Raw genomic sequence first — 24,372 nt, 5'->3', positions numbered from 1 at the left:
CGACCTCAACCTCCCGACAACTCCCGCACAATCACCGTGCACGTAATCCCCGCCGCCAACAACACCCCCTGCGGCACTTCATCGATATGAATCCGCACCGGCACCCGCTGGGCCAGGCGCACCCAGTTGAAGGTCGGGTTCACATCGGCAATCAGCTCGCGGCTCTCGGGGTTGTCGCGGTCGTAGATGCCGCGGGAGATACTTTCTACGTGGCCCTTGAGGGTCTCACCGCTCATCAACTGCATATCGGCTTTGTCACCGACCTTCACATGGGGCAGTTTGGTTTCTTCGAAGAAGCCGTAGACCCAGAACGAATTCATATCCACCACCGCCATCTTGGCTTCGCCGATGCGTGCGTAGTCGCCTCGGTGCACGTTGAGGTTGGTGACATAGCCGTCCACCGCCGCCAGCACCCGGGTGCGTTTCAGGTTGAGTTCGGCGGCTTCCAGTTGCGCCAACGCATGCTGGTAATCGGCCAAGGCGGAGTCGGCGATGTTGCTGGCGTCGTCACGGTTTTCTTTCGAAATCACCAGCGCATCCAGGTCCGCCCGGCGATGAGCGTTGACCTTGCGCATTTCCCAAGTGGCTTTGCGCGACGCGACCAGCGATTGCGCCTGCTTGACCGCAATGCGGTAGTGCTCGGGATCGATCTGCATCAACAGATCGCCCTTTTTCACCAGTTGGTTGTCACGCACCGGCACGTCGACCACTTCGCCGGTGACGTCGGCCGCCACGTTGATGATGTCGGCGCGCACACGGCCGTCGCGGGTCCACGGGGTTTCCATGTAATGCACCCACAACGTGCGGCCAATCCAGATGGCCAAGGCCAGTACCAGCAAGGTCGCGAGCAGGCTGAAAAACTTTTTCATCGGGGCATTCTCAACGGTAGACGCTCAGCGCCAGGGCGCCGAACAGGCAGACGAACAGGCTCAGGCGCAGCAACGCCGGGTGCCAGAAAAAACGGTACAGGTCGAACCCGGCCAGGAAGCGATCCACACCCCAGGCCAGCCCCGCCGCGATCAGGAACATCAGGGTCATGGTCGGCATATAGATGCCGTGGAAGGCGATTTCACGGGGCATGCGCAGTTCCTTTAAAGGCAGCGAGTGGCGATTGCGGGTCGAGCAATGAAGTGCGGATAAAGTGCAGGTAGCTTTTCACCCGGCGCAGGGCCGACGTGTCGAAGTGCGGGGCGAAGGGTTCGTCGGTAGCCTGTACGCGGCTGATTGCATGGTCGACGGCGATGAGGCCGCGCTCCAGGTTGCTCGCGCTGGGTTGCAGGAACAGCCGCACCAGCGAGCGGCCCATCACGCGGATCGCCTGGCGCCACGGCTGGGACTCGGCGTATGCCGGGTGCACCGGCAGAATCGCCTGTTCCTTGCGCAGCTCAATGATCGCGTGACCGACTTCCAGCACCACGAACATCCAGCGCAGCAGGTCGCGCTGCACTTGCGGCTGGCCGACGGCGAGGCCGTAGGCCTGGTGCAGCAGGTCGCGGGTGCGGCTTTCAAAACTCGAGGCCAGGCCCTTGAGCTTGCCGCTGATCGCATACACCACCTGTTCGCGCAGGTCCTGCTCCAGGCGGCGCCACAACCAGCGGCTGTTGGGCGGCAGGATGATCGCCCCCGCCGCCGCGCACACCAGCATGCCGATGACCATGGCGATGTAGTCGTTGATAAAGGTGTAGGGGTTGTAGACCGTGAGGTTATCCGGCACCGAACCGGTGCTGAAGAAGATCAACAGGCCTACCCCGACACCCGCGTATTGCGGACGTGAAGCGAGAAACGCGCCGAAGATGATCACCGGCGCAAGCATCACGCACAGCAGCGGGAAACCGTCGATCCAGGGGAACACGAAGAACATTTCGACAAAGCCCACCACCGCACCGAGCAACGTGCCGCAGGCCATCTGGAACGCCATGCGCTTCGGGTTCGGCGTGGCGGCGGACAGGCCCACGGTGGCGGCGGCGATCAGGGTCATGGTCGCACCGCTGGGCCAGGCGGTGGCGACCCAGTAACTGCCGAGCACAACCAAGATAAACGACGCGCGAATCCCCGAGGCGGCGCAAGCCAACCAGTTGGTTTTCGGGATAAAGGTTTCGTCCCACTGCTCGCGCGCATGGCTGTGATCGGCCAGGGACGCGTGGGTTTGCGCGTAGTTGTGCAGGTCGTCGACGAAGCGGTAGAGCAGCTCGTAGGCGGTGTGGAAATCCAATTGTTCGGCTTCGGCGGGGTCGCCTTTCTGGAAGGCGGTGCGCAGGCTACGGACCTTGGCGGGCAAGCCGTCCTTGTAGGCGCTCAGTTGATTGACCAGGCGCGACGCGTCGGGGCTGGTGAGCGCACGGCCAGAAAAACCATCGAGCACTTCGGCCAGGTCTTGCAGGCCGGGTTTGATGGCCGCGACAACATGGTCGGCGGCATCGCTGCGCAGGCGCTCGAGCAACTGGTGCAAGGCATTGAAGCGCGTGGTAAGGCTCATGAACTCGCTGTTGAGGCGACTGAGCCGACCATTGCGCCGGCGCATGTGCGGGTCTTCAAACACCGTGACACTGCGCAGCCCTTCCAGGCCCACGGCTTCGGCGATGAAGCGCACGTTGCTGGCCTCGAACCCTTCACGCTGGCTGCGCCCGCGCAGGCCATCGGTGACGAACAGCGCGAACACCCCAAAGCGCTGGTACAAGGCATTGCGCATGGCGGCACTGGAGGTTTGCGGCAGGATCGCGGCGCTGACCAGCGTGGCGCACAGAATCCCCAGGGAGATTTCCAGCACCCGCCACACCGCTGCCATGAAAGCACCGTCCGGATGCGCCAGCGCAGGCAGGCCGACCATCGCCGCCGTGTAGCCGGCCAGCACGAAACCATAGGCGCGAAAGTTACGATTGCGCGTGGCACCAGCGGTGCACATGCCCACCCAGATCGCCAAGGCACCAAGGAACAACTCGGTGTTCTGCGCAAACAAGGCGATCAGCAGCACCATCACCGCCGACCCCGCCAGAGTGCCGAGGAAGCGATAGAAGCTCTTGGCGAAGACCTGGCCGCTTTGCGGTTGCATCACGATAAACACGGTGATCATCGCCGTGCGCGGTTGCGGCAACTCCAGGCGCATGGCCAACCACAGTGTGAGGAACGCGGCGGCCAGCACCTTGAAGATATACACCCAGGTCACGCCGTCGCTGCGTACCCAGTCGAAAAAACCACGGCGCCACTCAAGGGCGTGCAGCCAGCGCAGCGGTGCAGGCAAGGGAGTCATCAAATCCTACTCAGTGATCGAACACGGCCAGTGCCGTCGGGGTCTTGCTCGGGAGGGTCTTGGCGTCTTGCGGTACGTCGCTGCCAGCACCGAGGCCGCCGCCCAGGGCGGTGACCAGTTCGGCGTGGGCACTCAGGCGGGCGGCCTGCACCTGTTGCTGCACCTGTTGCTGGCGGAACAGCAACGTCTGCGCATTCAGCACATTGAGGTAGTCGGTGAGGCCGCGCTGGTAGGCGATCATCGCGATGTCGTAGGTTTTCTGCGCCGAGGCCACCGACTGCGCGGCGAAGGACGCTTGTTTGTCCATGGACTCGCGACGGATCAACTGGTCGCTGATGCCTTTGAGCGCGTTGACCAGCGTCTGGTTGTACTTGGCGACCGCGATGTCATAACCGGCGCTGGCTTCACCCAATTGCGCACGCAGGCGCCCGCCGTCGAAGATTGGCAAGGTGATCGCCGGACCGACGTTGTAGTTGAATTTCTTGCCCGCCAGGAACTCCAGCATGCCGCCACCGGTGGCCATGTAGCCGAGGCTGCCGACCAGGTCCACGTTGGGATAAAAACCGGCGTGGGCCACGTCCATGCCACGGGCCTGGGCCGCGACCTGCCAACGACTGGCGACCACATCCGGACGCTGGCCGAGCAACTGCGCCGGCAGGCTCGATGGCAACTTCAAGGGTGCGGCGAGGGACAGGCTCGGGCGCTGCAGTTGCGCACCCGCCCCTGGACCTTTGCCTGCCAGAGCCGCCAGCTGGTTGCGGCTCAGGGCGATGTCTTCGTCCAGGGCATCCAGTTGACGATGGGTTTCAGGAAGCGGGGTTTCGGCCTGGCTGACGTCGAAGTGGGTGCCGATCCCCGCGTCCAGGCGTTTGTTGGCCAGGTCGAGAATCTGCTGCTGTTGTGCCAGCGTGGCCGCGACGATATCGCGGTTGGCGTACTGCAACGACAGCTGGATATAGGCGCGCACCACGTTGTTCTGCAATTCGAGCTGAGCCTGGCGCGCCTCGGCGGCGCTCATGTGGGCCAAGTCGACGGCACGTTCGCTGGCATTGCTTTCACGGCCCCACAGGTCGAGGGCGTAGCTCAGGCCCAGGGACGCATTGTTGTCCCAGGTGTTGGCACCGCTCAGCTCACCGGGACCATAGAACTGATCCTTCGGCCAATTGTGACGCTTGAGGGTCGTGTCGCTATTGATCTGCAACGACTCGGCCGACTCGGCAACCCCGGCCATCGCCCGTGCTTCACGCACCCGTGCAGCGGCCATGGCCATGCTTGGGCTGTTTTCGGTAGCGAGGGCGACCCAGCGGTTCAGTTGGGGATCGCCGTAGGCTTGCCACCAGTGTGCGGTGGGCCAGTGGGCGTCTTGCGCGGCGCTCTGGATGGCGTCGTCGGTAGCCAGGTTATTGGCGTTGAGGGACTGGCCTTGAGGGGCTACTCCTCCGGTTCCGATGCAGCCGCTGATTGCGAACGATAAAGCCCAAACACTGAGAGTCTTGAGCTCTCTGCTGATGCGACGCGGCACTGCTGTGAATTCCTGAGAGGGTGTTGCGGGGAGAGGTGGCGCAATTCTAGGCGGCGGCTTGGCGGACGATAAGCTGGCATTCCTGTGAATCTTTGTTACCGTTCAGGCGATAATCCGAGCTAGCGCCAAGGATGTAGGGCTATTTATCCCGGCACAGGGACATTCTCCCTACAGCGCGGTGCGCTGCCAGCAAGCACACTAACGAGCATTCCACCCTCTGGAGTGCCCGAATGTTTTCAGTCCTCAACGCACGCCCTTTCGAAGCAGCCATATCCGCCCCTGCACAACAGACCGCTGACGTTCTGCGCAGGCAGCTACACCTCTCGCCAGCACCACTGCAACCCGGTATGCGCCCCCTGGAGCGTGATGTGTGCTGGATTGCGGACAGAGTCCTGGAAAAGCTGGTCCCGCTCGCAGACTATCATCGCGATCGAGCGTCAATAGAGGCGCTTCACCACAAGCTGTCCAGCCGAGAGCCGAGCCTTGAGGTGTCGGTAGAGGCATTACCGGACTTTTACGCGTTTTTCAAAAAGGCCGAACACCTGCTTCGCCGGCACCGCACCTCCAGGGACCCGGACATCGAGGCCGACTATGCACTGTGTCGTGCCCTCAAATGGCAGTTCCGGGCAGCCGTCAGTGCTGGCAAACATCTGCGCCTGACGCAAAAGTTATTACCGGCACTCGCCTATGTCCGCAATGGCGGCGAACGCAGCAACCACCGTCATATCGGCTACAACGTTGCATTGGAACCAACGCAACAGACGCGTGCCGGGCCGCAGCTGGCAGCCGACTCCCGCCTGAAGGTCTGCGCCGACCAGCGCATCAGAAGCACGCGCACCATCAGCCTGCAGGCACAGTTGAAGTCATCGATCGAGAAGCAGTTCCAGACCCACAGCCAACTCGGTATCGGCTATGTTTCGGCTCGCGAATACGAAAACCTGGAACAGTACGCCGATGCGCGCAGCCATTCCGTTCGCACCTCGCTAAGCGAGAGTATCCGTCGCACTGTGAAGAACCTGCCCAGCTTGTTGCGTGATAGCTACAACCTGCAGAAACACTTGGCCTACTCAGCGCTGAGCCAACCCTATGTCAGGGCGGCATTGGCCGACGCAGGCCTGACCGATGTTGAGCTGCCCAGCGTGAGAAACACGTCCCAACCGGTGATCACCGAACGCGGCTTCGCGTTGACGGCCCATAACAAGTCGACGGTGAATGTCTTCAGTGCTCTGCAGGTGAAAACCACGATAAAGCCAACCCTGCAACGCACTCACCGACACATCACCCTGGATATCCTGAGCCTGTATGAAACAGCGCCGGAGTTGGCGCATCGTCGCCTGGCCTCGCACAAGCACTACAACGACGACCCCCTGGCACTGTTGGCCGACATGAAAAACCACATAGACGCCACCAGCAAACAATTCACCCGGCAGGTCTGCACACCCGTGCCAGCGTCCGAGCTGAACGCCACCCGCCACGCCAGCAACAAACAGGCCCAATCATTGCTGGAGCGCTATGTGCTGCTCAAGGCACAGTCGCGCATCGATAGGCCGCTGGAGAATGAAATGTACACGCTGATCCAGCGTCACCCTGCTCAGCTGCGCCCCGATGCGCTGAAAGTCTACAAGCTGACCGCCATCGCCCAGATACAGAGTTTCTCTGCCGGGGTAGCGGCCTCGTCACAGGGCGGGGCGGGCAAAGGCGTGACTATTGAAGTCAGCCAACGCAAGCTCGATGACCCGCACCTGAGCGGTGATTATCTGACAATCGATATTGCCCCTTCAGAATCCCGGCAAGTCGTCAAGGAAATGCTGGACCAAGCACTTGATACCATTGGCGAGCAGACATTCGGCTGGGGACACCTGGTCCGCTCGATCAGCGAATCGCTGCCTGATCCCGCCAGACCGTGGTCCACCCAAGTGCTGGTAAAGATAAAGCACGGCCAACCGGTGGTGCTCTATACCCGTCATACGGAGGACAAAGACCGCAATCTGGTACTGCCGCAACAGGTTGAACAGTTCAGCGGCATCGAGGCGCAGTCGTTGCGCACCCGGCAAACCTTGCACAAAGACCGGTTAGGCAGCGACTCACTGGATCATCTGCTGCCAATCGCCCTCCGCTACCTGGAAAACCCCGATGAGCAGCCGGGCTGGGACGATTACGTAGAGCGGCACGCCGATGACTTTCATGCATTGCTCGACACCCTGGGCCGGCAGGCCCACGGTACGTCGCTGACCGCGGAGATTGACGCACTCAAACGCATCAGCCCGGTACTCGCCCGGGCCGCCGAAACCCTGATACAGCGCGCCCACGCCGCCCTCGACGTGCCTACCGGTGAAAACCGCGCCCGCGCACAGGCGGCATTCAATCACTTGCTACAGGAATACATGCCGCACTATAGGGCGAAAGTCAGTGAGGCCTGGACGTTGTCCTGACTCTTCGCCACCCATGTCGGGAGGGGACAGCGCCCAGCGGATACACACCTGCGCGCAACTTCATGTCACAATTTGGCATCTCCCTTGAGAACACTCCATGGACACTTTGCAAAACATGCGCGCCTTCAGTTGCGTGGCCGAAGCCGGCAGCTTCACCGCCGCCGCCGTGCAACTGGATACCACCACTGCCAATGTGTCGCGCGCGGTCTCCAACCTTGAGGCCCATCTGCAAACCCGCTTGTTGAACCGCACCACTCGGCGCATTGCACTGACCGAGGCGGGTAAACGTTACCTGTTGCGCTGCGAACAGATCCTGGCCTATGTCGAAGAAGCCGAAGCCGAGGCCAGTGACGCCCATGCGCGCCCCGCCGGGCAATTGAAAGTGCACACCATGACCGGCATCGGCCAGCATTTCGTCATCGACGCCATCGCTCGCTATCGCCGCACCCATCCGGACGTGACCTTCGACCTGACCCTGGCCAACCGTGTGCCGGACCTGCTCGACGAAGGCTATGACGTGTCCATCGTGCTGGCCAGCGAACTGCCGGACTCGGGCTTCGTGTCCCAGCGCCTGGGTATCACCTACAGCATCGCCTGTGCCTCGCCGGATTACGTCAAGGCCAAGGGCTGCGCCCATCGCCCCAATGACCTGCTCAACCATGCCTGCCTGCGCCTGGTCAGCCCGGTGATCCAGCTCGACAAGTGGACCTTCAACGGCCCCGAAGGCCAGGAAAGCGTGGCAATCAATACCTCGCCGTTCCTGGTGAACTCGGCCGACGCGATGAAAACCGCGATCACCAGCGGCATGGGCATTGGTCTGTTGCCGGTGTACGCGGCCATCGAGGGCCTGCGCAACGGCACCCTGGTGCGGGTCATGCCCAACTACCGTTCCCAGGAATTGAACCTGTACGCCATCTATCCCTCGCGCCAATACCTGGATGCGAAAATCAAGACCTGGGTGGAATACCTGCGCGGCTCGCTGCCGGAGATTCTGGCGGCGCACCAGGCGGAACTGGTGGCGTATGAATTGAGTGGCAGCCTCAGCGGTGCGCGCCTGGCGAACTGATCTCTCCCAGGTGATACAGATCAGATGTGGGAGGGAGCTTGCTCCCGATAGCGGTGCGTCAGTCACCAGATGTGTTGACCGGTCCACTGCCATCGGGGGCAAGCCCCCTCCCACACTTGGTCCGGTGCTCACATGGATACAGTGACGTCCTGACAACTGTCGGCAGGAATGTTAGCGTGCTTGGCATTCTCCCGTAGTCGATGAGCCCGCCTGCAATGAAAAAGACTGTCCTCGCCTTCAGCCGCGTCACCCCGGCAATGATCGAACGCCTGCAACAGGATTTCGAGGTGATCGCGCCCAACCCCAAGCTGGGTGACATCAACGCTCAATTCAATGAAGCCCTGCCCCACGCCCACGGCCTGATCGGTGTGGGCCGCAAGCTGGGGCGCGAGCAGTTGCAAGGCGCAAGCAAGCTGGAAGTGGTGTCCAGCGTGTCGGTGGGTTACGACAACTACGACGTGGCGTACTTCAACGAGCGCGGAATCATGCTCACCAACACCCCGGATGTACTCACCGAAAGCACCGCCGACCTGGCCTTCGCCCTGCTGATGAGCAGCGCTCGCCGGGTGGCCGAGCTGGACGCCTGGACCAAGGCCGGCCAGTGGAAAGCCAGTGTCGGTGCGCCGTTGTTCGGTTGCGATGTGCACGGCAAGACCCTGGGCATCGTCGGCATGGGCAATATCGGCGCGGCCGTGGCCCGGCGTGGACGCCTGGGCTTCAACATGCCGATCCTGTACAGCGGCAACAGCCGCAAGCCGGTGCTGGAGCAGGAGTTGGGCGCACAGTTGCGCAGCCTGGACGCGCTGCTGGCCGAGGCGGATTTCGTGTGCCTGGTGGTGCCGTTGAGCGACAAGACCCGGCACCTGATCAGCACCCGCGAGTTGGGGCTGATGAAGTCCAGCGCGATCCTGATCAATATTTCCCGCGGCCCGGTGGTAGACGAACCGGCGCTGATCGAAGCCCTGCAAAGCCAGCGTATCCGTGGCGCCGGCCTGGATGTGTATGAGCAAGAGCCACTGGCCGAATCGCCGCTGTTCCAACTGAGCAATGCCGTGACGCTGCCGCACATCGGCTCGGCCACCCATGAAACCCGCGAAGCCATGGCCAACCGTGCTCTGGACAACCTGCGCAGCGCCCTGCTGGGCCAGCGTCCGCAGGACCTGGTGAACCCGCAGGTGTGGAAGGAATGATTTTAGCGGCCCATGCCCCTAAAGCATGGGCCGCTCAAGTCGATAACCTTCCATAGATCGTCATCCCTGATCCACAGAAGGTTTTTATGCCCACCACCAAAGCCCGCGCAGACTCACTCTCGCTTCTGCTCTTTACCTTGCGCAGCGGCAAGCTGATGGCGATCAACCTGCTGAAAGTCAGCGAAATCATCCCGTGCCCGCCGCTGACCAAGCTGCCGGAGTCCCACCCGCATGTGAAAGGCATCGCCACTCTGCGCGGCAACTCGCTGGCGGTGATCGACCTGAGCCGCGCCCTCGGCGAAATGCCCCTGGCAGACCCGGACGGTGGCTGCCTGATCGTCACCGACGTGAGCCGCTCCAAACAGGGGTTGCATGTGCAGGCGGTGAGCAAGATCGTGCATTGCCTGACCACCGACATCCGTCCGCCGCCCTACGGCTCCGGCGGTAACCGTGCGTTTATCACCGGGGTGACCCAGGTGGAAGGCGGCCTGGTGCAGGTGCTGGATATCGAAAAAGTCATCCATGGCATCGCACCGGCGCCAATCGAAGCGGCGCCCACCGACTTGACCATGGAAGAGGCCGAAGTGCTGGGCAATGCGCGCATCCTGGTGGTGGACGACAGCCAGGTCGCGCTGCAGCAATCGGTACACACCCTGCGCAACCTCGGCCTCACTTGCCATACCGCACGCAGCGCCAAGGAAGCCATCGATGTGCTGCTGGAGCTGCAAGGCACAGCCGAGCAGATCAATGTGGTGGTGTCGGACATCGAGATGTCGGAAATGGACGGCTACGCCCTCACCCGCACCCTGCGCGAAACCCCGGACTTCCAGCACCTCTATATCTTGCTGCACACCTCCCTGGACAGCGCGATGAACAGCGAAAAAGCCCGGCTGGCCGGCGCCGATGCGGTGCTCACCAAGTTCTCTTCGCCCGAGTTGACCAAGTGCCTGGTAGTGGCCGCTCAAACCGTGGCGCAAAAAGGCCTGTGAGCGAATACTTCCAACTGCTGCGCCGCGACCTCACCGGCAGCCTGCCTGCCCCGCTGTGGCCCGCGGATACACAGTTGGATCATTATCGTGACGAGCTTGCACCAGCGATTCATGCGGTGTTGCGCATGACCCAGGACCAGGGCGGCGGCCGCGTCCCCCACCTGGAAACCTGGCAACACCAATTCACCACCGACGCCGAGTTCGACCCCACGCTGTGCCTGGTGGCGAGCAACCACGACGGTATTCTCGCCGTCGCGCAATGCTGGACCAGCGCGTTCATCAAGAACCTCTCCGTTCACCCTTGCGCCCAGGGCCAGGGGCTGGGCCGCGCCTTGTTGCTGCACAGCTTCCAGGTGTTCAAGCAGCGCGGCGAGCCCTATGTGGACCTCAAGGTATTGGAAAGCAACCTGCGCGCTCGGCAGTTGTATGAGAGCGCAGGCATGAGATTTGTCCTACGCGATGTAGTGACAGAGGACTGACAGGCACTGGCGTGCAACTTGCTTCCACAGAGACAAAACGGTGAACAGAGGTAAAAACCCGTCACCGTTCTTGCGTGCCCTCTGACCTAGCCTGGTGACAGATCTGCCATGAACACTCAATTTTCCTGCGTAGGTTGCGGCAAATGCTGCTCCGATCATCACGTCCCCCTGACCCTCGAAGAAGCCCGCCAGTGGGCGGCCGACGGCGGCAGCGTCATCGTCCTGGTGGAAGGTTTCCTCGGTAATGGCCTGGGCCTGCCCCTGCAACAACGCGAACATGCCGAACGCCGTTCGGTGGTCGTGCCCAGCGGCAACACCGAGGCGTTTGTAGCAATCACCTTTGCCGCCTACAACGCCGGCCCCTGCCGGAATCTTGACGAGGACAACCGCTGCCGTATCTATGAGCGTCGCCCGCTGGTGTGCCGCATCTACCCGATGGAGATCAATCCGCATATCCCGTTGAACCCCGCCGCCAAGGATTGCCCACCGGAGTCCTGGGAACAGGGGCCGGAACTGATCGTGGGCGGCCAGCTGATGGACCCTGAACTGGCACAGTTGATCCAGCGCTCACGTCAGGCCGACCGTGATGATGTGCAGACCAAAGAAGCGGTGTGCGCCTTGCTCGGCATTCGCACTACAGCGCTCAAGGGGGATGGGTTTACCGCTTACCTGCCGGACATGGGCGCGTTTGCCCAAGCGATCGAGTTGGCGGTGGGTCAGCCGTCCGTGGCCAATGAATGGGTGTTCCATGTGTCGGGGATGGACATCGCCGAGCAAGTGCTGGATGCCGGGGCGCAGATTGCCACCGAAGTGCCGGCCAACTATGCGTTTATCTCGTTACGCGCGGCCTAGACCAGAACTCCCGCGCCAACTGCCGTAGATCCTCCGCCAGTGCGGCCACATCGCTTGAACTGAGCTGGCTCTGCTGCCCAGCACTGACGGTGGCCTCCCCGGCATCACGGATGCCGACAATGTTGCGATTGATGTCCTCGCTCACCGTGCTCTGCTCCTCCACGGCGGTCGCAATCTGCTGGCTCATGGCGGTGATTTGCGTGACGCGCTGGCTGATGCCATCCAGTGCGGCGGCGGCCCGCTGCGCCTGTTTGACGCTGGCGTCGACATGCTCGCCACTGTGCGCCATGGCCTGCACCGCGTCCCGTGCGCCGCCTTGCAGGGTGCTGATCATGCGCTGGATTTCATCGGTCGATTGCTGAGTGCGCTGGGCCAGGCCGCGCACTTCATCGGCCACCACCGCGAACCCGCGCCCCTGCTCACCGGCCCGCGCCGCTTCGATAGCCGCGTTCAGGGCCAGCAGGTTGGTCTGCTCGGCAATCGTGCGGATCACTTCCAGCACGCTGCTGATTTCACCGCTGTGGTTTTCCAACTGGTGGATAACCTCCGTGGCCCGCGCCAGCTCCTGGGACAAGCGCAACACCGCATCACGACTTTCATCCACACGCAGGTGACCTTCACGGGTTTCGTTGCCGGCCTGGTCGGCCGCCTTGGACGCCTGCTGGGCATGGTTGGCCATTTCGGCCACGCTGGCGGCCATCTGGTGAATGGCTGCCGCCACCTGGTCGGTCCGGGTCTGCTGGCCCAGGCTGCTGGCGTGACTGTTGTCGAGGTGCTGCACCAACCGTGCAGCGTGGCCGGAGAGGCGCTGGGAGGCATCGTCTATGCGCCCTACCACTGCGCCGACCTGGGCTTCGAGCATGTGCAGGGCGAACTCGATCTGCCCGCACTCGTCGCGGCGCCCGGTGTAGATCGCCTGGCTCAGCGGGTTGTCGGCCACCCGGCGCGCGCGCTTTTGCAGTTCAGCCAAGGGCCGCAACATCAGCCGCACGCCAGCCGCCCCCACCGCACAGCCCGACACCAACGCCAGTAACTGCCAGACCGGCGCGGAGTCCGTCAGGCCCAAGCCCAAGGCCCAGGTCACCGCGCAAGTGGCGATGCCCCATGCCGACAGTTTCACGCCCATGCCAACGACCGGCCAGGACAGCCGCTTGCCCGCTCGCAAGCGCGCATACATCCGCTCCGCCACCGCGATCATGCGCGCATCCGGCTTGATACGCACCGATTGATACTCCACGGTCGCGCCCTCTCGGGTCACCGGCGTGGCATACGCGCTGACCCAATAGTGGTCACCGTTTTTGCAGCGGTTTTTCACCATGCCCATCCACGACCGGCCACTCTTGAGGGTTTGCCACATATGGGCGAATGCCTCGGCCGGCATGTCCGGATGCCGCAGGACGTTGTGCGGCGCACCCAACAGTTCGTCACGGCTGTAGCCGCTGATATCAATGAAGTCCTGGTTGGCGTAGGTAATCGCGCTGGTCAGGTCGGTGGTCGAAAGGATGTTGGCGTCGGGGGCAAAGTCCACATTCCGACCGGTGACCGGCAGATTGATCTTCATGGAGAAGCGCGCTCGTGATTGTTGGGGAGTCGGCAGGGCGTCGACTCTAAGCGCACCGAGGGGGCAAATACTGATCCAGCTCATGTTCCGCGCAATTAATTAGCCATCACGGCCGGTCCAGATGATAAGGCGCGACGATCCGCTGGTATTCGCCATTGTGCTTGAGCTGTTCAAGCGCACGATTCAGCTCGACACGCAGTGCCGTGTCGGTATTGCGCAGCGCAATCGCAACACCATTGCCTAACAGCTCAGCACAAACGGCGGGCCCCAGAAAGTCGAAATCCTGGCCGGCAGCCGTGTCGAGCAGGGCCTCGCGAATTTCCACAGTGCCCTGCAGGGTCGCATCGATATCGCCTGCCACCAGGCTGCGGACCAGCTCGTCGTTGAGCCAGAAACTCTTGATAATCACGCCTTCGCGCGCCCATTGCGAACGAACAAAGGCTTCGCGATTACTGCCCAGCAATACGCCCACTCGCTTGCCCTTGAGCGACCTTGGTGTCGGCATCAGGCCCGAGCTTCGACGGGCGACAAGGCGCGTGGTAAAGGGGTAGAGGTTGTCGGTGAAACTGACCCAACGCCGGCGCAGGGGTGTAGGGGCAATGCCCATGATTGCATCGAATTGCCGCGCTTCAAGACGTCCGAAGTTTTCGACCAGCACCTGGTCGACCCAGGTACAGCGAACATTCAACTGCTGGCAAAGGGCGTTGCCCAACTCGATATTCAAGCCGACCAACTGCCCTTGCGGGTTGCGGCTCTGGAAGGGGGGAAATTGTGCGGCAACGGCGAAGCGGATTTCGCGTCGAGGTTGATCAAGGCCTGCAACGGCATCCACCGCAAGCAACAGGACAAACGCTACACAGAGGTGTATCAGGGCCACAGGAAACGTCCTTTTCCGGAAAGAGCGCCCTCCGCTGCTCCCTGTGGAAAAACCAGGGGTGCAGCGGAAGCTGTGCAAGCTTTCAAGAAATGGTCGCGGGCCTACAAGAAGAAATAGCGACTGGAGCTGTAGGCAACATCCCGCAAATATTACAGTGGATTAATCTTAACGTTTACCCATGGAACGGCGGGTGCCCGGTGGCGCCATGCCCGGGGTCTTGGTGTGGCCATTCTTGGCACCGTTCTTGTACCAGGGCTGGGCGGCATTCTTGGCCCCGACCAGCTCACCCGGCTTGAAGGGGAATTTGAACGCCGGGATCTCGGCTTTTTCAACGCCTTCGGCGCTGGCCGGATCGACGAGGTCGGCCGCTTCAACAGGGGGTTGTGTCGGGGAAGTCATGGAAGCTCCGGAGCGTGCAAGAAATGACGCGGGGCCGGCTTGCGGGCCACGCTAGCGCGCAGTATACCTGCCCGCCTCGGATCTTTAACCACCACCTGTACGAATGGTCTGCCTTTACTGACAGCGCCGTCAGTTAGCAGTCACCTTGCTGACCGGGTTGGCAGGCTATAAAGGCCTCACACACTTCCAATCCTTTGCCCTGGCGCCTCACCCCATGCACATTCAACGCAAAACCGCCCTGATCGTGGCTGTCCTCGTAGTGTTGGCTGTTGCAGCCTGGACCTTGACCCGTCCAGCCAAAGCCAGACTGGCGGCGCCCACGGCGATTCCGGTACGGGTGGTGAGCGTGGCGCAACAGGATGTTCCGCGTTTTGTCAGCGGGATCGGTTCGGTGCTGTCACTGCACAGCGTGGTGATTCGCCCGCAGGTGGACGGCATCCTCACTAAATTGCTGGTCAAGGAAGGCCAACGGGTCAAGGCCGGCGACCTGCTGGCGACCATCGATGACCGCTCGATCCGCGCCAACCTCGACCAGGCCAAGGCGCAACTGGGCGAAAGCCAGGCGCAGTTGCAGGTGGCGCTGGTCAACCTCAAGCGCTACAAGGCATTGAGCGTCGATGACGGCGTGTCCAAGCAGACCTATGACCAGCAACAAGCGTTGGTCAACCAGCTCAAGGCCACCGCCCAGGGCAACCAGGCCGCCATCGATTCGGCCCAGGTGCAACTTTCCTACACCCAGATTCGCTCACCGGTCAGCGGCCGCGTGGGTATTCGCACCGTGGATGAAGGCAATTTCCTGCGCACAGCCGATACCCAGGGCCTGTTTTCCGTGACCCAGATCGACCCGATTGCCGTCGAGTTCTCCCTGCCGCAACAGATGCTGCCCACCCTGCAAGGCCTGATCGCGGCGCCCACCCCGGCCAGCGTCGACGCCTACCTGGGCGCCGATACCGACGGCCAGACCGGCGATTTGCTCGGCGAAGGCCATTTGAGCCTGATCGACAACCAGATCAGCTCCACCACCGGCACCCTGCGCGCCAAGGCCGAGTTCAACAACGCTTCACAGCGCCTGTGGCCGGGGCAACTGGTGACCATCAAGATCCAGACCGCCCTCGACAAAAACGCCTTGGTCGTTCCACCGACCGTGGTGCAGCGCGGCCTGGATTCGCACTTCGTGTACCGGGTCAACGGCGACAAGGTCGAGGTGGTGCCGGTGCAGGTGACGTACCAGGACAGCGACCTCAATATCATCAAGGGCGTGCAGGCCGGGGATGTGCTGGTCAGTGACGGCCAGTCGCGGCTCAAGGCCGGCGCGCAGGTTGAGGTACTCAAGGACCCGCCGCAGGTCATCCAGACCGTCGATGCCAAGGTGCAGCCATGAGCCGTTCGCCGTCAGCCTGGTGTGTCGACCACCCGGTCGCCACCCTGCTGCTGACCTTCGCCCTGGTGCTGCTCGGGCTGATTGCCTTCCCGCGCCTGGCCATCGCCCCACTGCCTGAAGCGGAGTTTCCGACCATCCAGGTGACCGCCACCCTGCCCGGCGCCAGCCCGGACACCATGGCCTCGTCCGTGGCCACGCCATTGGAGGTGCAATTCAGCGCCATCCCCGGCATGACCCAGATGACCTCCAGCAGTGCCTTGGGCTCCAGCCTGCTGACCCTGCAATTCACCCTGGACAAGAGCATCGACACCGCCGCCCAGGAAGTGCAGGCGGCGATCAACACCGCGTCCGGCAAGCTGCCCAGCGATATGCCGAGCCTGCCGACCTGGAAAAAGGTCAACCCGGCGGACAGCCCGGTACTGATCCTCAGCGTCAGTTCCAACAGCATGCCCAGCACCGAGCTGAGCGACTACGTGGAAACCCTGTTGGCCCGACAGATCAGCCAGATCGACGGCGTTGGCCAGATCAACATCACCGGCCAGCAACGCCCGGCGATCCGCGTGCAGGCGTCGCCGGACAAACTCGCCGCCATCGGCCTGACCCTCGCCGATATCCGCCTGGCTATCCAGCAATCGAGCCTCAACCTGGCCAAGGGCGCGATCTACGGCGAGAACAGCGTGTCGACCCTGTCGACCAACGACCAGTTGTTCCACCCGGAGGACTACGCGCAGTTGATCGTGTCCTACAAGGACGGCGCACCGGTTCAACTGCGCGATATCGCCAAAGTCATCAATGGCTCGGAAAACGCCTACGTGCAGGCCTGGTCCGGCGACACGCCTGGGGTCAACCTGGTGATTTCGCGCCAGCCGGGCGCAAACATCGTCGAGACCGTCGACCGTATCCAGGCCGAGCTGCCGCGCCTGCAAGCCATGCTGCCGGCGTCGGTGCAGGTCAGCGTGTTGACCGACCGCACCAAGACCATCCGCGCCTCCTTGCACGAAGTGGAAGTCACCTTGCTGATCGCCATCCTGCTGGTGGTGGCGGTGATGGCGCTGTTCCTGCGCCAGTTGTCGGCGACGCTGATTGTGTCCAGTGTGCTGGGCGTGTCGCTGGTCGCCAGTTTTGCGCTGATGTACCTGATGGGCTTCAGCCTGAACAACCTCACACTGGTGGCAATCGTGATTGCCGTGGGCTTTGTGGTGGACGATGCGATCGTGGTGGTGGAGAACATCCACCGTCATCTGGAGGCGGGCCTCGACAAGCGCGAAGCGGCGATCAAGGGCGCCGGTGAAATCGGCTTTACTGTGGTGTCCATCAGCTTCTCGCTGGTGGCGGCATTCATTCCGCTGCTGTTCATGGGCGGTGTGGTCGGACGGCTGTTCAAGGAATTCGCGCTGACAGCCACCTCGACCATCCTGATTTCGGTGGTGGTATCACTGACCCTGGCGCCGACCCTCGCCGCGCTGTTCATGCGCGCGCCCACCCATCACGCCCACGACAAACCAGGTTTCAGCGAGCGCCTGTTGGCCGGCTATGCGCGCAACCTGCGCCGCGCCCTGGCCCATCAACGCACCATGGCAGCGATCTTTGTGATAACCCTGGCCCTGGCCGTGGTCGGCTATGTGTTTATCCCCAAGGGTTTCTTCCCGGTGCAGGACACCGGCTTTGTACTCGGCACCAGTGAAGCGGCGGCCGACGTGTCGTACCCGGACATGGTCGCCAAGCACAAGGCCCTGGCCGAGATCGTCAAGGCCGACCCGGCGGTGCAAGCGTTCTCGCATTCAGTGGGGGTGACCGGCAGCAACCAGACCATTGCCAACGGGCGTTTCTGGATCGCCTTGAAGGATCGCGGTGATCGCGATGTGTCCGCCAGCCAGTTCATTGATCGCATCCGCCCGAAACTGGCCAAGGTGCCCGGCATCGTGCTGTACCTGCGTGCCGGTCAGGACATCAACTTGAGTTCCGGCCCCAGCCGCGCCCAGTACCAATACGTGCTCAAGAGTAATGACGGCGCGACGCTGAATACCTGGACCCAGCGCCTCACCGAAAAACTGCGCGCCAACCCGGCCTTTCGCGACCTGTCCAACGACCTGCAACTGGGCGGCAGCATCACCCACATCAGCATCGACCGTCAGGCCGCCGCACGCTTTGGCCTGACCGCCACCGATGTGGACCAGGCGCTGTACGACGCCTTCGGCCAACGCCAGATCAACGAGTTCCAGACCGAAATCAACCAGTACCAGGTGGTGCTGGAACTGGACACGCAACAACGCGGCAAGGCCGAAAGCCTGAACTATTTCTACCTGCGCTCGCCGCTGACCAACGAGATGGTGCCGCTGTCGGCGCTGGCCAAAGTCGATCCACCGACGGTGGGGCCGCTTTCCATCAGCCATGACGGCATGTTCCCGGCCGCCAACCTGTCGTTCAACCTGGCGCCGGGCGTGGCGCTGGGCGATGCGGTGATCATGCTCAACCAGGCCAAGAATGAAATCGGCATGCCAACTACCATCATCGGCAACTTCCAGGGCGCGGCCCAGGCGTTCCAGAGCTCCCTGGCCAGCCAACCGTGGCTGATCCTGGCGGCGCTGGTGGCGGTCTACATCATCCTCGGCGTGTTGTACGAGAGTTTCGTGCACCCGCTGACGATCATCTCGACCTTGCCATCCGCCGGGTTGGGCGCACTGATCATGCTGTCACTGATGGGCCAGGACTTTTCGATCATGGCCTTGATCGGCCTGGTGCTATTGATCGGTATCGTGAAGAAGAACGGCATCCTGATGATCGACTTCGCCCTTGACGCCCAGCGCGTGCGCGGGCTGGCGCCTGAAGAAGCGATCTACGAAGCCTGCGTCACGCGGTTCCGGCCGATCATCATGACCACCCTCGCCGCCCTGCTCGGCGCGGTGCCGCTGATGCTCGGCGCCGGCCCCGGTGCGGAAATGCGCCAGCCGCTGGGGATCGCGGTGGTCGGCGGCTTGCTGGTGAGCCAGGCGCTGACGCTGTTCACCACGCCGGTCATATACTTGTACCTCGAGAAGTTTTTCCACCGGCCCATACCAACCCCTGCGTTGGCGACCACAGATTGAGGCCCGGCCCTGGAGCAAAAGACTCATGCGCGTCCTGATTATTGAAGATGAAGAGAAAACTGCGGACTACCTGCATCGCGGTCTGACCGAGCAAGGCTATACGGTCGATGTCGCCCGCGAAGGTGTCGAGGGTCTGCACCTGGCGCTGGAGAACGACTATGCGGTGATCGTGCTCGACGTGATGCTGCCCGGCCTCGATGGCTTCGGCGTGTTGCGCGCCTTGCGTGCACGCAAACAGACGCCGGTGATCATGCTGACCGCTCGCGAGCGCGTGGAAGACCGCATTCGCGGCCTGCGCGAAGGCGCCGACGATTACCTGGGCAAGCCGTTTTCCTTCCTGGAACTGGTGGCACGCCTGCAAGCCCTGACCCGCCGCAGCGGCGGGCACGAGCCGGTGCAGGTGACGGTCGCTGACCTGTGGATCGACCTGATCAGCCGCAAGGCCAGCCGCAACGGCCAGCGCCTGGACCTGACCGCCAAGGAGTTCTCGCTGCTCAGCGTATTGGCGCGACGCCAGGGCGAAATCCTTTCCAAGACGGCGATTGCGGAAATGGTCTGGGACATCAATTTCGACAGCGACGCCAATGTAGTGGAAGTCGCGATCAAGCGCCTGCGCGCCAAGCTCGACGGGCCGTTCGACACCAAGCTGCTGCACACCATCCGGGGCATGGGGTATGTGCTGGAGAGTCGCAATGTCGGCTAACTCCATTGCCTTGCGCCTGAGCGGCATGTTCAGCCTGGTGGCGTTGCTGATCTTCCTGTTGATTGGCGGCGCGCTCTATCAACAGGTGGACCGCAGCCTTGGGCTGCTGCCAGGCGCCGAGCTGGATGCGCGCTACAGCGTGCTCGAATCGTCGGTGAACCGCTTCGGTACGCCGGACCATTGGGTGAAGATCAAGGCCAAGCTCAAGCTGCTGGGTGAGGAAGACAAACGCATCCGCTTCTGGGTGGTGAGCAGCGACCCGAACTACGAGTATGGCAACCCCGATGCGCAGATCCGCGCTTTCGCCGAAGGGCGCACAGGCAAGCGCGACTTGCACCTGGCGGGCTACAAGCACCCGTTCAAGGTGTTGGTGAGTCAGTTCCCGGCCAAGGACCAGCGCCCGCCGCTGCGCTTTATGATCGCCATCGACACCGAGAACTTCCGCGCCACCCAGCATCATTTGCTGGTGGCATTGATCAGCCTGGCCCTGGTAGGCGTGGTGCTGGCGTCGTTGCTGGGGTTCTGGGTGGCGCGCATCGGCCTCAAACCGCTGGGCAAACTCTCGGACGAGGCGCAGAAACTCGCGCCACCGAAGCTCTCCGGGCGCCTGCAACTGTCGCCGTTGCCGCCGGAGTTGAGTCAGTTCGTCAACTCGTTCAACTCCACCCTGGACCGCGTCGAGCAAGCCTATTCGCGCCTGGAGTCGTTCAACGCCGATGTGGCCCATGAACTGCGTTCGCCGCTGACCAACCTGATCGGCCAGACCCAGGTGGCGCTGACCCGTGGGCGCTCGGCCGAGCATTATTTCGAAGTGCTGCAATCGAACCTCGAAGAGCTGGAGCGCCTGCGCTCGATCATCAACGACATGCTGTTCCTCGCCAGCGCCGACCAGGGCAGCAAGGCTACCAAGCTGATCGAAAGCTCCCTGGCTGACGAGGTGGCCACCACTCTCGACTACCTGGACTTCATCCTCGAAGACGCCCAGGTCCAGGTGCAGGTCCACGGGGATGCCGTGGTGCAGATCGAGAAAGCCCACCTGCGCCGCGCACTGATCAACCTGCTGAGCAATGCGGTGCAACACACCGCGCCCGGGCAGGTCATCGCAGTGAACATAGAGGTGCAGGAACATCAGGTCTCGATTGGTGTGACCAACCCCGGCGAAGTGATTGCCAGCGAGCACCTGCCGCGTCTGTTCGAACGCTTTTATCGGGTGGACGCGTCGCGCAGCAACAGCGGGGCCAATCACGGGTTGGGCCTGGCTATCGTCAAGGCGATTGCGTTGATGCATGGCGGCGATGTGTTCGTGCGCAGTGACGGCAGTGGGAATACCTTTGGTATTAGCCTGCCGGTCTAGCACCATGACTGTTGCGATTTGGGCAACAGTCATTATCTTGTTACACTCTGTATCGCACCGCTCACCTGCGTTAATTTGACGCATCGATGAGCGCGACGGCAAAGACAGCTTTCCCGCTTACCCGCATTTCCCTCGACTTATTTCCAGGGCTCTACACTGGGAATCTGTCTTAAAGCCGCTGACGTTCAGCGGCTTTTTTTTGCCGTCAAAAAAGGCCAGGCACCCCCAACGACACTGGCCGTTTCCGATTGACCAAAGGAGCTCCACCGGTGAAGAACTCGCTGACGTTCACCCCGTTATTCCTCGCAATAGCCGCAACGATTCCCCCCCTTGCCCACGCGGCAGATACTACCCCCGCCGACGGTTTCGTCGAAGGCGCCCACCTCACTATCAACACCCGCAACTACTACATGAACCGCGACCGGCGCGATATTCACACCGATGACAGCAAGGAGTGGGGCCAGGGTTTCATCGGTATCTTCGAATCCGGCTACACCCAGGGCACCGTCGGCTTCGGCCTGGACGCCCATGCCATGCTCGGCCTCAAGCTCGACGGCGGTGGCGGCACCGATGGTTCCAGCATCCTTCCGTATGGTGGTGGCAACGGCAAGGCACCCGGCTCGTTCTCCACCGCGGGTGGCACCTTGAAAATGCGCGCATTCGATACCGAGCTGAAGGCCGGCGACCTGTTCCTCAATAACCCGGTGATCGCCGGCGGCGCGACACGCATGCTGCCGCAGACCTTCCGTGGCGTGAGCCTGACCAACCACAGTCTCGACGGCTGGATGTTCGAAGGCGGCCAGGCCAGTTTCACCAAGCTCTACAACCAGAGCGGCCATCGCCGCATCGGCACCAGCTACGGCGCGCTGCCCAACACGGCGGACAGCCAGCACATGAACTGGGCCGGCGTATCGTTCAGCGGCATCGCCGGGCTGACCAGCAACCTCTACGCGTCGGAACTCAAGGACGTGTGGAACCAGTACTACTACGACCTGGACTACACCTACGCACTGAATGACCTGGTCAGCCTCAACCCTGGCCTGCACTACTACCACACCCAGGACACCGGCCAGTCGCTGCTCGGAGCCATCGACAACAACACCTACAGCCTGCATTTCACCGTGGGCGTGGGCAACCACAGCGTCACCGCCACCTACCAGCGGGTCAACGGCAACACGCCATTCGACTACATCGCCCAGGGCGACAGCATCTACCTGGACAACTCCCAGCAGTACTCCGACTTCAACGGCCCCAACGAACGCTCATGGAAGCTCAAGTACGCCTATGACTTCGTCGGCCTCGGCATGCCGGGCCTGACCTCGGCGGTGTCCTACATCAGCGGCAAGACCGACCTGACCAAGGTTGATCCGCAAAGCCGTGGCTACAGCGCCTGGTACAGCGCCGATGGCAAAGATGCCAAGCACTGGGAACGCGACATCGACGTGAAATACGTGGTGCAGGGCGGCAAGGCCAAGGACTTGGCGGTGCGCCTGCAATGGGCGACCAACCGCGGTGGCAATGGCTACGCGGCGGTGGATCGGGATGTGGACGAGTACCGCGTGATCGTCGACTATCCGATCAACGTGTTCTGAGGGGTGATTTTTTCTTTTTAACCAAGTATTTAATTTTCATCGGGTAGAACTAAACTGCCAGCATCCTCACCGCTGAAGTCTGCCCGATGAGTCCACGCCCTGTTCGTACCTCACCCGCACACCCTGAGTTGTTACTGATCCTGGGCAGCGGGCTCAGCGTCGCCCTGATTGTGATCATTGTCGCGGTGCTGTTGATGCGCGAACACGCCAGCACGCTCGAAGCGGCCAAGCGGTCTACCACCAACATCGCCCAATTGATCAATGCCGACGTGCTGCGTAACGTCGAACTGTATGACATGGCGCTCAACGGTCTGATTGCGGCCACGCAACGCGAAGACCTGTCCCAGGTTGCCGCCAATATCCAGCACCTGGTGCAGTTTGATTTGTCCACGGCGGCGCCTTTCAAAGGCGAGGTCCTGCTGCTGGACACCACCGGTACGGTTATCGCCGACTCCTCCACGCTGCGGCCCACGCCGCGTAATTTTGCCAGCCGCGATTATTTCCAGGTGCATGCCAAGGACGCCAACGCCGGCTTGTTTATCAGTCGGCCGTTCAAGGTCCGTTGCGACTGCGACCAGGTCTGGCGCATGGCATTCAGTCGACGTGTGTCGGGCCCCAAGGGAGAGTTTGCCGGGGTGGCGGTTGCGACCATGCGCCTGGCGTATTTCGATCAGCTCTTCAACACCCTGACCATCGGCAACGGCAGCAGCGTCAACCTGCTGAGCAGGAATGGCATTCTCCTGGCCCAGCAGCCGCTGCTCGAACGCGACATGATCGACAAGGACCTCAGTGACCGGCCCAACTTCAAGCGAATACTGCGTGACGGAAGCGGCAGCTTTCAGGCGATCTCTGCCATCAGTGGCAAAGAGCGCCTGTATACCTTTACCAATGTCGGTGAACTGCCGCTGATCGTGGTCGTGGCGCTGTCCAGCGAGGACGTATTCGCGCCCTGGAGTCGCGTGGCACTGCTGACCAGTAGTGCAACCGGAGTGCTCTGTGCCGGTTTGTTGTGGCTGACCTGGATGCTACGCCGGGAACTGCGACGGCGGCGGCGCGCTGAACGGGTACTGTCAGAACTGGCAGCCACCGATGCGTTGACGGGCCTGGCCAACCGCCGCGTGCTGGACGAACGCCTGCGCCTGGAGTGGGACCGCGCCCAACGCTCGACCGAGCCGCTCACGGTGCTGATGATCGATGTGGACCACTTCAAGGCGTTCAACGACCGTCATGGTCATCATGGCGGCGATGAGGCACTACGTAACGTGGCCCAAGTGATCGGTACCAACATCCGCCGCCCGGCCGACTTGGCGGCACGCTATGGCGGTGAAGAGTTTGCGGTGGTGTTGCCGTTGACCGATGCCAAGGGTGCCTGGGTGATCGCCGAGCATATCCGCAGCGGCGTCGAGCACTTGCCGCGGGTGGCCGGGGACGAGCAGCCGATTACGGTGAGTATTGGCATGAGTACGTGGGACAAGCGCAGTCGCCAGTCGCTGGAGGCATTGCTGTTGAGTGCGGACCAGGCGCTGTATGAGGCCAAGCACAGCGGAAGAAACCGCATTGCCGATTCAGCAACCCTCTGAATAGTGAAGCGGATCTAATGTGGGAGGTGGCTTGCCCCCTCCCACACTTGAACAGTGGCAGA

At 62.2% G+C, this 24,372-nt stretch carries 19 protein-coding genes; 12 read left to right on the top strand and 7 right to left on the bottom strand.

The genetic code is table 11. The features are described from left to right. Positions 1 to 5: 5 nt before the first annotated feature. The 4 genes from K5K89_RS05835 to K5K89_RS05820 are packed head-to-tail and all read right to left on the bottom strand — an operon-like array spanning position 6 to position 4,769. A complete protein-coding gene (locus K5K89_RS05835; RefSeq protein ID WP_071488551.1) occupies positions 6 to 869 on the bottom strand; it encodes an HlyD family secretion protein in 864 nt (287 codons plus the stop codon). A gap of 10 nt (positions 870 to 879) precedes the next feature. After that, on the bottom strand, positions 880 to 1,080 hold the full coding sequence (locus K5K89_RS05830) for a DUF1656 domain-containing protein (protein WP_071488550.1): 201 nt from the start codon (positions 1,078 to 1,080) through the stop codon (positions 880 to 882). Then, the gene (locus K5K89_RS05825) at positions 1,070 to 3,247 is read right to left on the bottom strand and encodes an FUSC family protein (protein WP_222541009.1); all 2,178 of its coding nucleotides are present in this window, start codon (positions 3,245 to 3,247) and stop codon (positions 1,070 to 1,072) included. The genes K5K89_RS05830 and K5K89_RS05825 overlap by 11 nt, the downstream gene beginning before the upstream one ends. Positions 3,248 to 3,257: 10 nt before the next feature. Then, positions 3,258 to 4,769 (bottom strand): efflux transporter outer membrane subunit, encoded by a 1,512-nt coding sequence (locus K5K89_RS05820; protein WP_222541008.1) that lies wholly within the window; start codon positions 4,767 to 4,769, stop codon positions 3,258 to 3,260. Positions 4,770 to 5,257: 488 nt separating this feature from the next. On the opposite strand from K5K89_RS05820, the gene K5K89_RS05815 reads away from it, so the two are divergent. From K5K89_RS05815 to K5K89_RS05790, 6 genes are all read left to right on the top strand, one after another. Further along, the gene (locus K5K89_RS05815; RefSeq protein ID WP_222541007.1) at positions 5,258 to 7,201 is read left to right on the top strand and encodes a hypothetical protein; all 1,944 of its coding nucleotides are present in this window, start codon (positions 5,258 to 5,260) and stop codon (positions 7,199 to 7,201) included. Positions 7,202 to 7,298: 97 nt separating this feature from the next. Continuing rightward, positions 7,299 to 8,267, top strand: a complete 969-nt coding sequence (locus K5K89_RS05810) for a LysR family transcriptional regulator (RefSeq protein ID WP_058422937.1) — start codon at positions 7,299 to 7,301, stop codon at positions 8,265 to 8,267. Positions 8,268 to 8,482: 215 nt separating this feature from the next. Then, positions 8,483 to 9,457 carry a 2-hydroxyacid dehydrogenase gene (locus K5K89_RS05805; RefSeq protein WP_071491201.1) on the top strand — a complete coding sequence of 325 codons (975 nt, stop codon included), beginning with the start codon at positions 8,483 to 8,485 and terminating at the stop codon, positions 9,455 to 9,457. Positions 9,458 to 9,543: 86 nt separating this feature from the next. Next, positions 9,544 to 10,446, top strand: coding sequence for a chemotaxis protein CheV (locus K5K89_RS05800; protein ID WP_071491200.1), 903 nt, complete (start codon positions 9,544 to 9,546; stop codon positions 10,444 to 10,446). Next, on the top strand, positions 10,443 to 10,925 hold the full coding sequence (locus tag K5K89_RS05795; protein ID WP_222541006.1) for a GNAT family N-acetyltransferase: 483 nt from the start codon (positions 10,443 to 10,445) through the stop codon (positions 10,923 to 10,925). The genes K5K89_RS05800 and K5K89_RS05795 overlap by 4 nt, the downstream gene beginning before the upstream one ends. A gap of 108 nt (positions 10,926 to 11,033) precedes the next feature. After that, complete coding sequence (locus tag K5K89_RS05790) at positions 11,034 to 11,777, top strand: YkgJ family cysteine cluster protein (RefSeq protein WP_071491198.1); 744 nt, start codon at positions 11,034 to 11,036, stop codon at positions 11,775 to 11,777. Here the strand turns inward: K5K89_RS05790 and K5K89_RS05785 are convergent. The 3 genes from K5K89_RS05785 to K5K89_RS05775 all read right to left on the bottom strand — a co-directional run bounded on the left by K5K89_RS05785 (position 11,755) and on the right by K5K89_RS05775 (position 14,614). Continuing rightward, positions 11,755 to 13,338 (bottom strand): PAS domain-containing methyl-accepting chemotaxis protein, encoded by a 1,584-nt coding sequence (locus tag K5K89_RS05785; RefSeq protein WP_071491197.1) that lies wholly within the window; start codon positions 13,336 to 13,338, stop codon positions 11,755 to 11,757. The genes K5K89_RS05790 and K5K89_RS05785 overlap by 23 nt on opposite strands. Positions 13,339 to 13,444: 106 nt before the next feature. After that, positions 13,445 to 14,215, bottom strand: coding sequence for a transporter substrate-binding domain-containing protein (locus K5K89_RS05780; protein WP_222541005.1), 771 nt, complete (start codon positions 14,213 to 14,215; stop codon positions 13,445 to 13,447). Positions 14,216 to 14,380: 165 nt separating this feature from the next. Next, entirely contained in the window at positions 14,381 to 14,614 is a 234-nt protein-coding gene (locus K5K89_RS05775; RefSeq protein WP_071491195.1) for a hypothetical protein, read from the bottom strand. Between the two features lie 214 nt (positions 14,615 to 14,828). Here K5K89_RS05775 and K5K89_RS05770 point away from each other — a divergent pair, with 214 nt between their 5' ends. The 6 genes from K5K89_RS05770 (at position 14,829) to K5K89_RS05745 (ending at position 24,310) form a co-directional block, all read left to right on the top strand. Further along, on the top strand, positions 14,829 to 15,995 hold the full coding sequence (locus K5K89_RS05770) for an efflux RND transporter periplasmic adaptor subunit (RefSeq protein WP_071491194.1): 1,167 nt from the start codon (positions 14,829 to 14,831) through the stop codon (positions 15,993 to 15,995). Continuing rightward, positions 15,992 to 19,081: a multidrug efflux RND transporter permease subunit gene (locus tag K5K89_RS05765; RefSeq protein ID WP_071491193.1), complete on the top strand. Its 3,090-nt coding sequence runs from the start codon at positions 15,992 to 15,994 to the stop codon at positions 19,079 to 19,081. Before K5K89_RS05770 ends, K5K89_RS05765 begins: the two co-directional genes overlap by 4 nt. A 25-nt stretch (positions 19,082 to 19,106) precedes the next feature. Further along, positions 19,107 to 19,784 carry a heavy metal response regulator transcription factor gene (locus K5K89_RS05760; protein ID WP_222541004.1) on the top strand — a complete coding sequence of 226 codons (678 nt, stop codon included), beginning with the start codon at positions 19,107 to 19,109 and terminating at the stop codon, positions 19,782 to 19,784. Continuing rightward, positions 19,774 to 21,138 (top strand): heavy metal sensor histidine kinase, encoded by a 1,365-nt coding sequence (locus tag K5K89_RS05755; RefSeq protein ID WP_222541003.1) that lies wholly within the window; start codon positions 19,774 to 19,776, stop codon positions 21,136 to 21,138. Before K5K89_RS05760 ends, K5K89_RS05755 begins: the two co-directional genes overlap by 11 nt. 269 nt (positions 21,139 to 21,407) lie before the next feature. Beyond that, complete coding sequence (locus K5K89_RS05750) at positions 21,408 to 22,730, top strand: OprD family porin (protein WP_222541002.1); 1,323 nt, start codon at positions 21,408 to 21,410, stop codon at positions 22,728 to 22,730. A gap of 86 nt (positions 22,731 to 22,816) precedes the next feature. Then, positions 22,817 to 24,310 carry a GGDEF domain-containing protein gene (locus K5K89_RS05745; protein ID WP_071491189.1) on the top strand — a complete coding sequence of 498 codons (1,494 nt, stop codon included), beginning with the start codon at positions 22,817 to 22,819 and terminating at the stop codon, positions 24,308 to 24,310. Positions 24,311 to 24,372 lie beyond the last annotated feature (62 nt).

Origin of the sequence: Pseudomonas sp. DR208 (genome assembly GCF_019823005.1) — a bacterium.
In the GTDB taxonomy this organism is placed as follows: Bacteria; Pseudomonadota; Gammaproteobacteria; order Pseudomonadales; family Pseudomonadaceae; genus Aquipseudomonas; species Aquipseudomonas extremorientalis.
The sequence above is the reverse complement of the archived record's forward strand: the minus strand, read 5'-3'. Positions and strand labels throughout refer to the sequence as shown.

What these genes read in the sequence shown, in the direction of transcription:
- K5K89_RS05835 (WP_071488551.1), bottom strand. Translation starts at nt 869, where the DNA reads ATGAAAAAGTTTTTCAGCCTGCTCGCGACCTTGCTGGTACTGGCCTTG.
- K5K89_RS05830 (WP_071488550.1), bottom strand. Translation starts at nt 1,080, where the DNA reads ATGCCCCGTGAAATCGCCTTCCACGGCATCTATATGCCGACCATGACC.
- K5K89_RS05825 (WP_222541009.1), bottom strand. Translation starts at nt 3,247, where the DNA reads ATGACTCCCTTGCCTGCACCGCTGCGCTGGCTGCACGCCCTTGAGTGG.
- K5K89_RS05810 (WP_058422937.1), top strand. Translation starts at nt 7,299, where the DNA reads ATGGACACTTTGCAAAACATGCGCGCCTTCAGTTGCGTGGCCGAAGCC.
- K5K89_RS05805 (WP_071491201.1), top strand. Translation starts at nt 8,483, where the DNA reads ATGAAAAAGACTGTCCTCGCCTTCAGCCGCGTCACCCCGGCAATGATC.
- K5K89_RS05800 (WP_071491200.1), top strand. Translation starts at nt 9,544, where the DNA reads ATGCCCACCACCAAAGCCCGCGCAGACTCACTCTCGCTTCTGCTCTTT.
- K5K89_RS05790 (WP_071491198.1), top strand. Translation starts at nt 11,034, where the DNA reads ATGAACACTCAATTTTCCTGCGTAGGTTGCGGCAAATGCTGCTCCGAT.
- K5K89_RS05785 (WP_071491197.1), bottom strand. Translation starts at nt 13,338, where the DNA reads ATGAAGATCAATCTGCCGGTCACCGGTCGGAATGTGGACTTTGCCCCC.
- K5K89_RS05775 (WP_071491195.1), bottom strand. Translation starts at nt 14,614, where the DNA reads ATGACTTCCCCGACACAACCCCCTGTTGAAGCGGCCGACCTCGTCGAT.
- K5K89_RS05770 (WP_071491194.1), top strand. Translation starts at nt 14,829, where the DNA reads ATGCACATTCAACGCAAAACCGCCCTGATCGTGGCTGTCCTCGTAGTG.
- K5K89_RS05765 (WP_071491193.1), top strand. Translation starts at nt 15,992, where the DNA reads ATGAGCCGTTCGCCGTCAGCCTGGTGTGTCGACCACCCGGTCGCCACC.
- K5K89_RS05760 (WP_222541004.1), top strand. Translation starts at nt 19,107, where the DNA reads ATGCGCGTCCTGATTATTGAAGATGAAGAGAAAACTGCGGACTACCTG.
- K5K89_RS05755 (WP_222541003.1), top strand. Translation starts at nt 19,774, where the DNA reads ATGTCGGCTAACTCCATTGCCTTGCGCCTGAGCGGCATGTTCAGCCTG.
- K5K89_RS05745 (WP_071491189.1), top strand. Translation starts at nt 22,817, where the DNA reads ATGAGTCCACGCCCTGTTCGTACCTCACCCGCACACCCTGAGTTGTTA.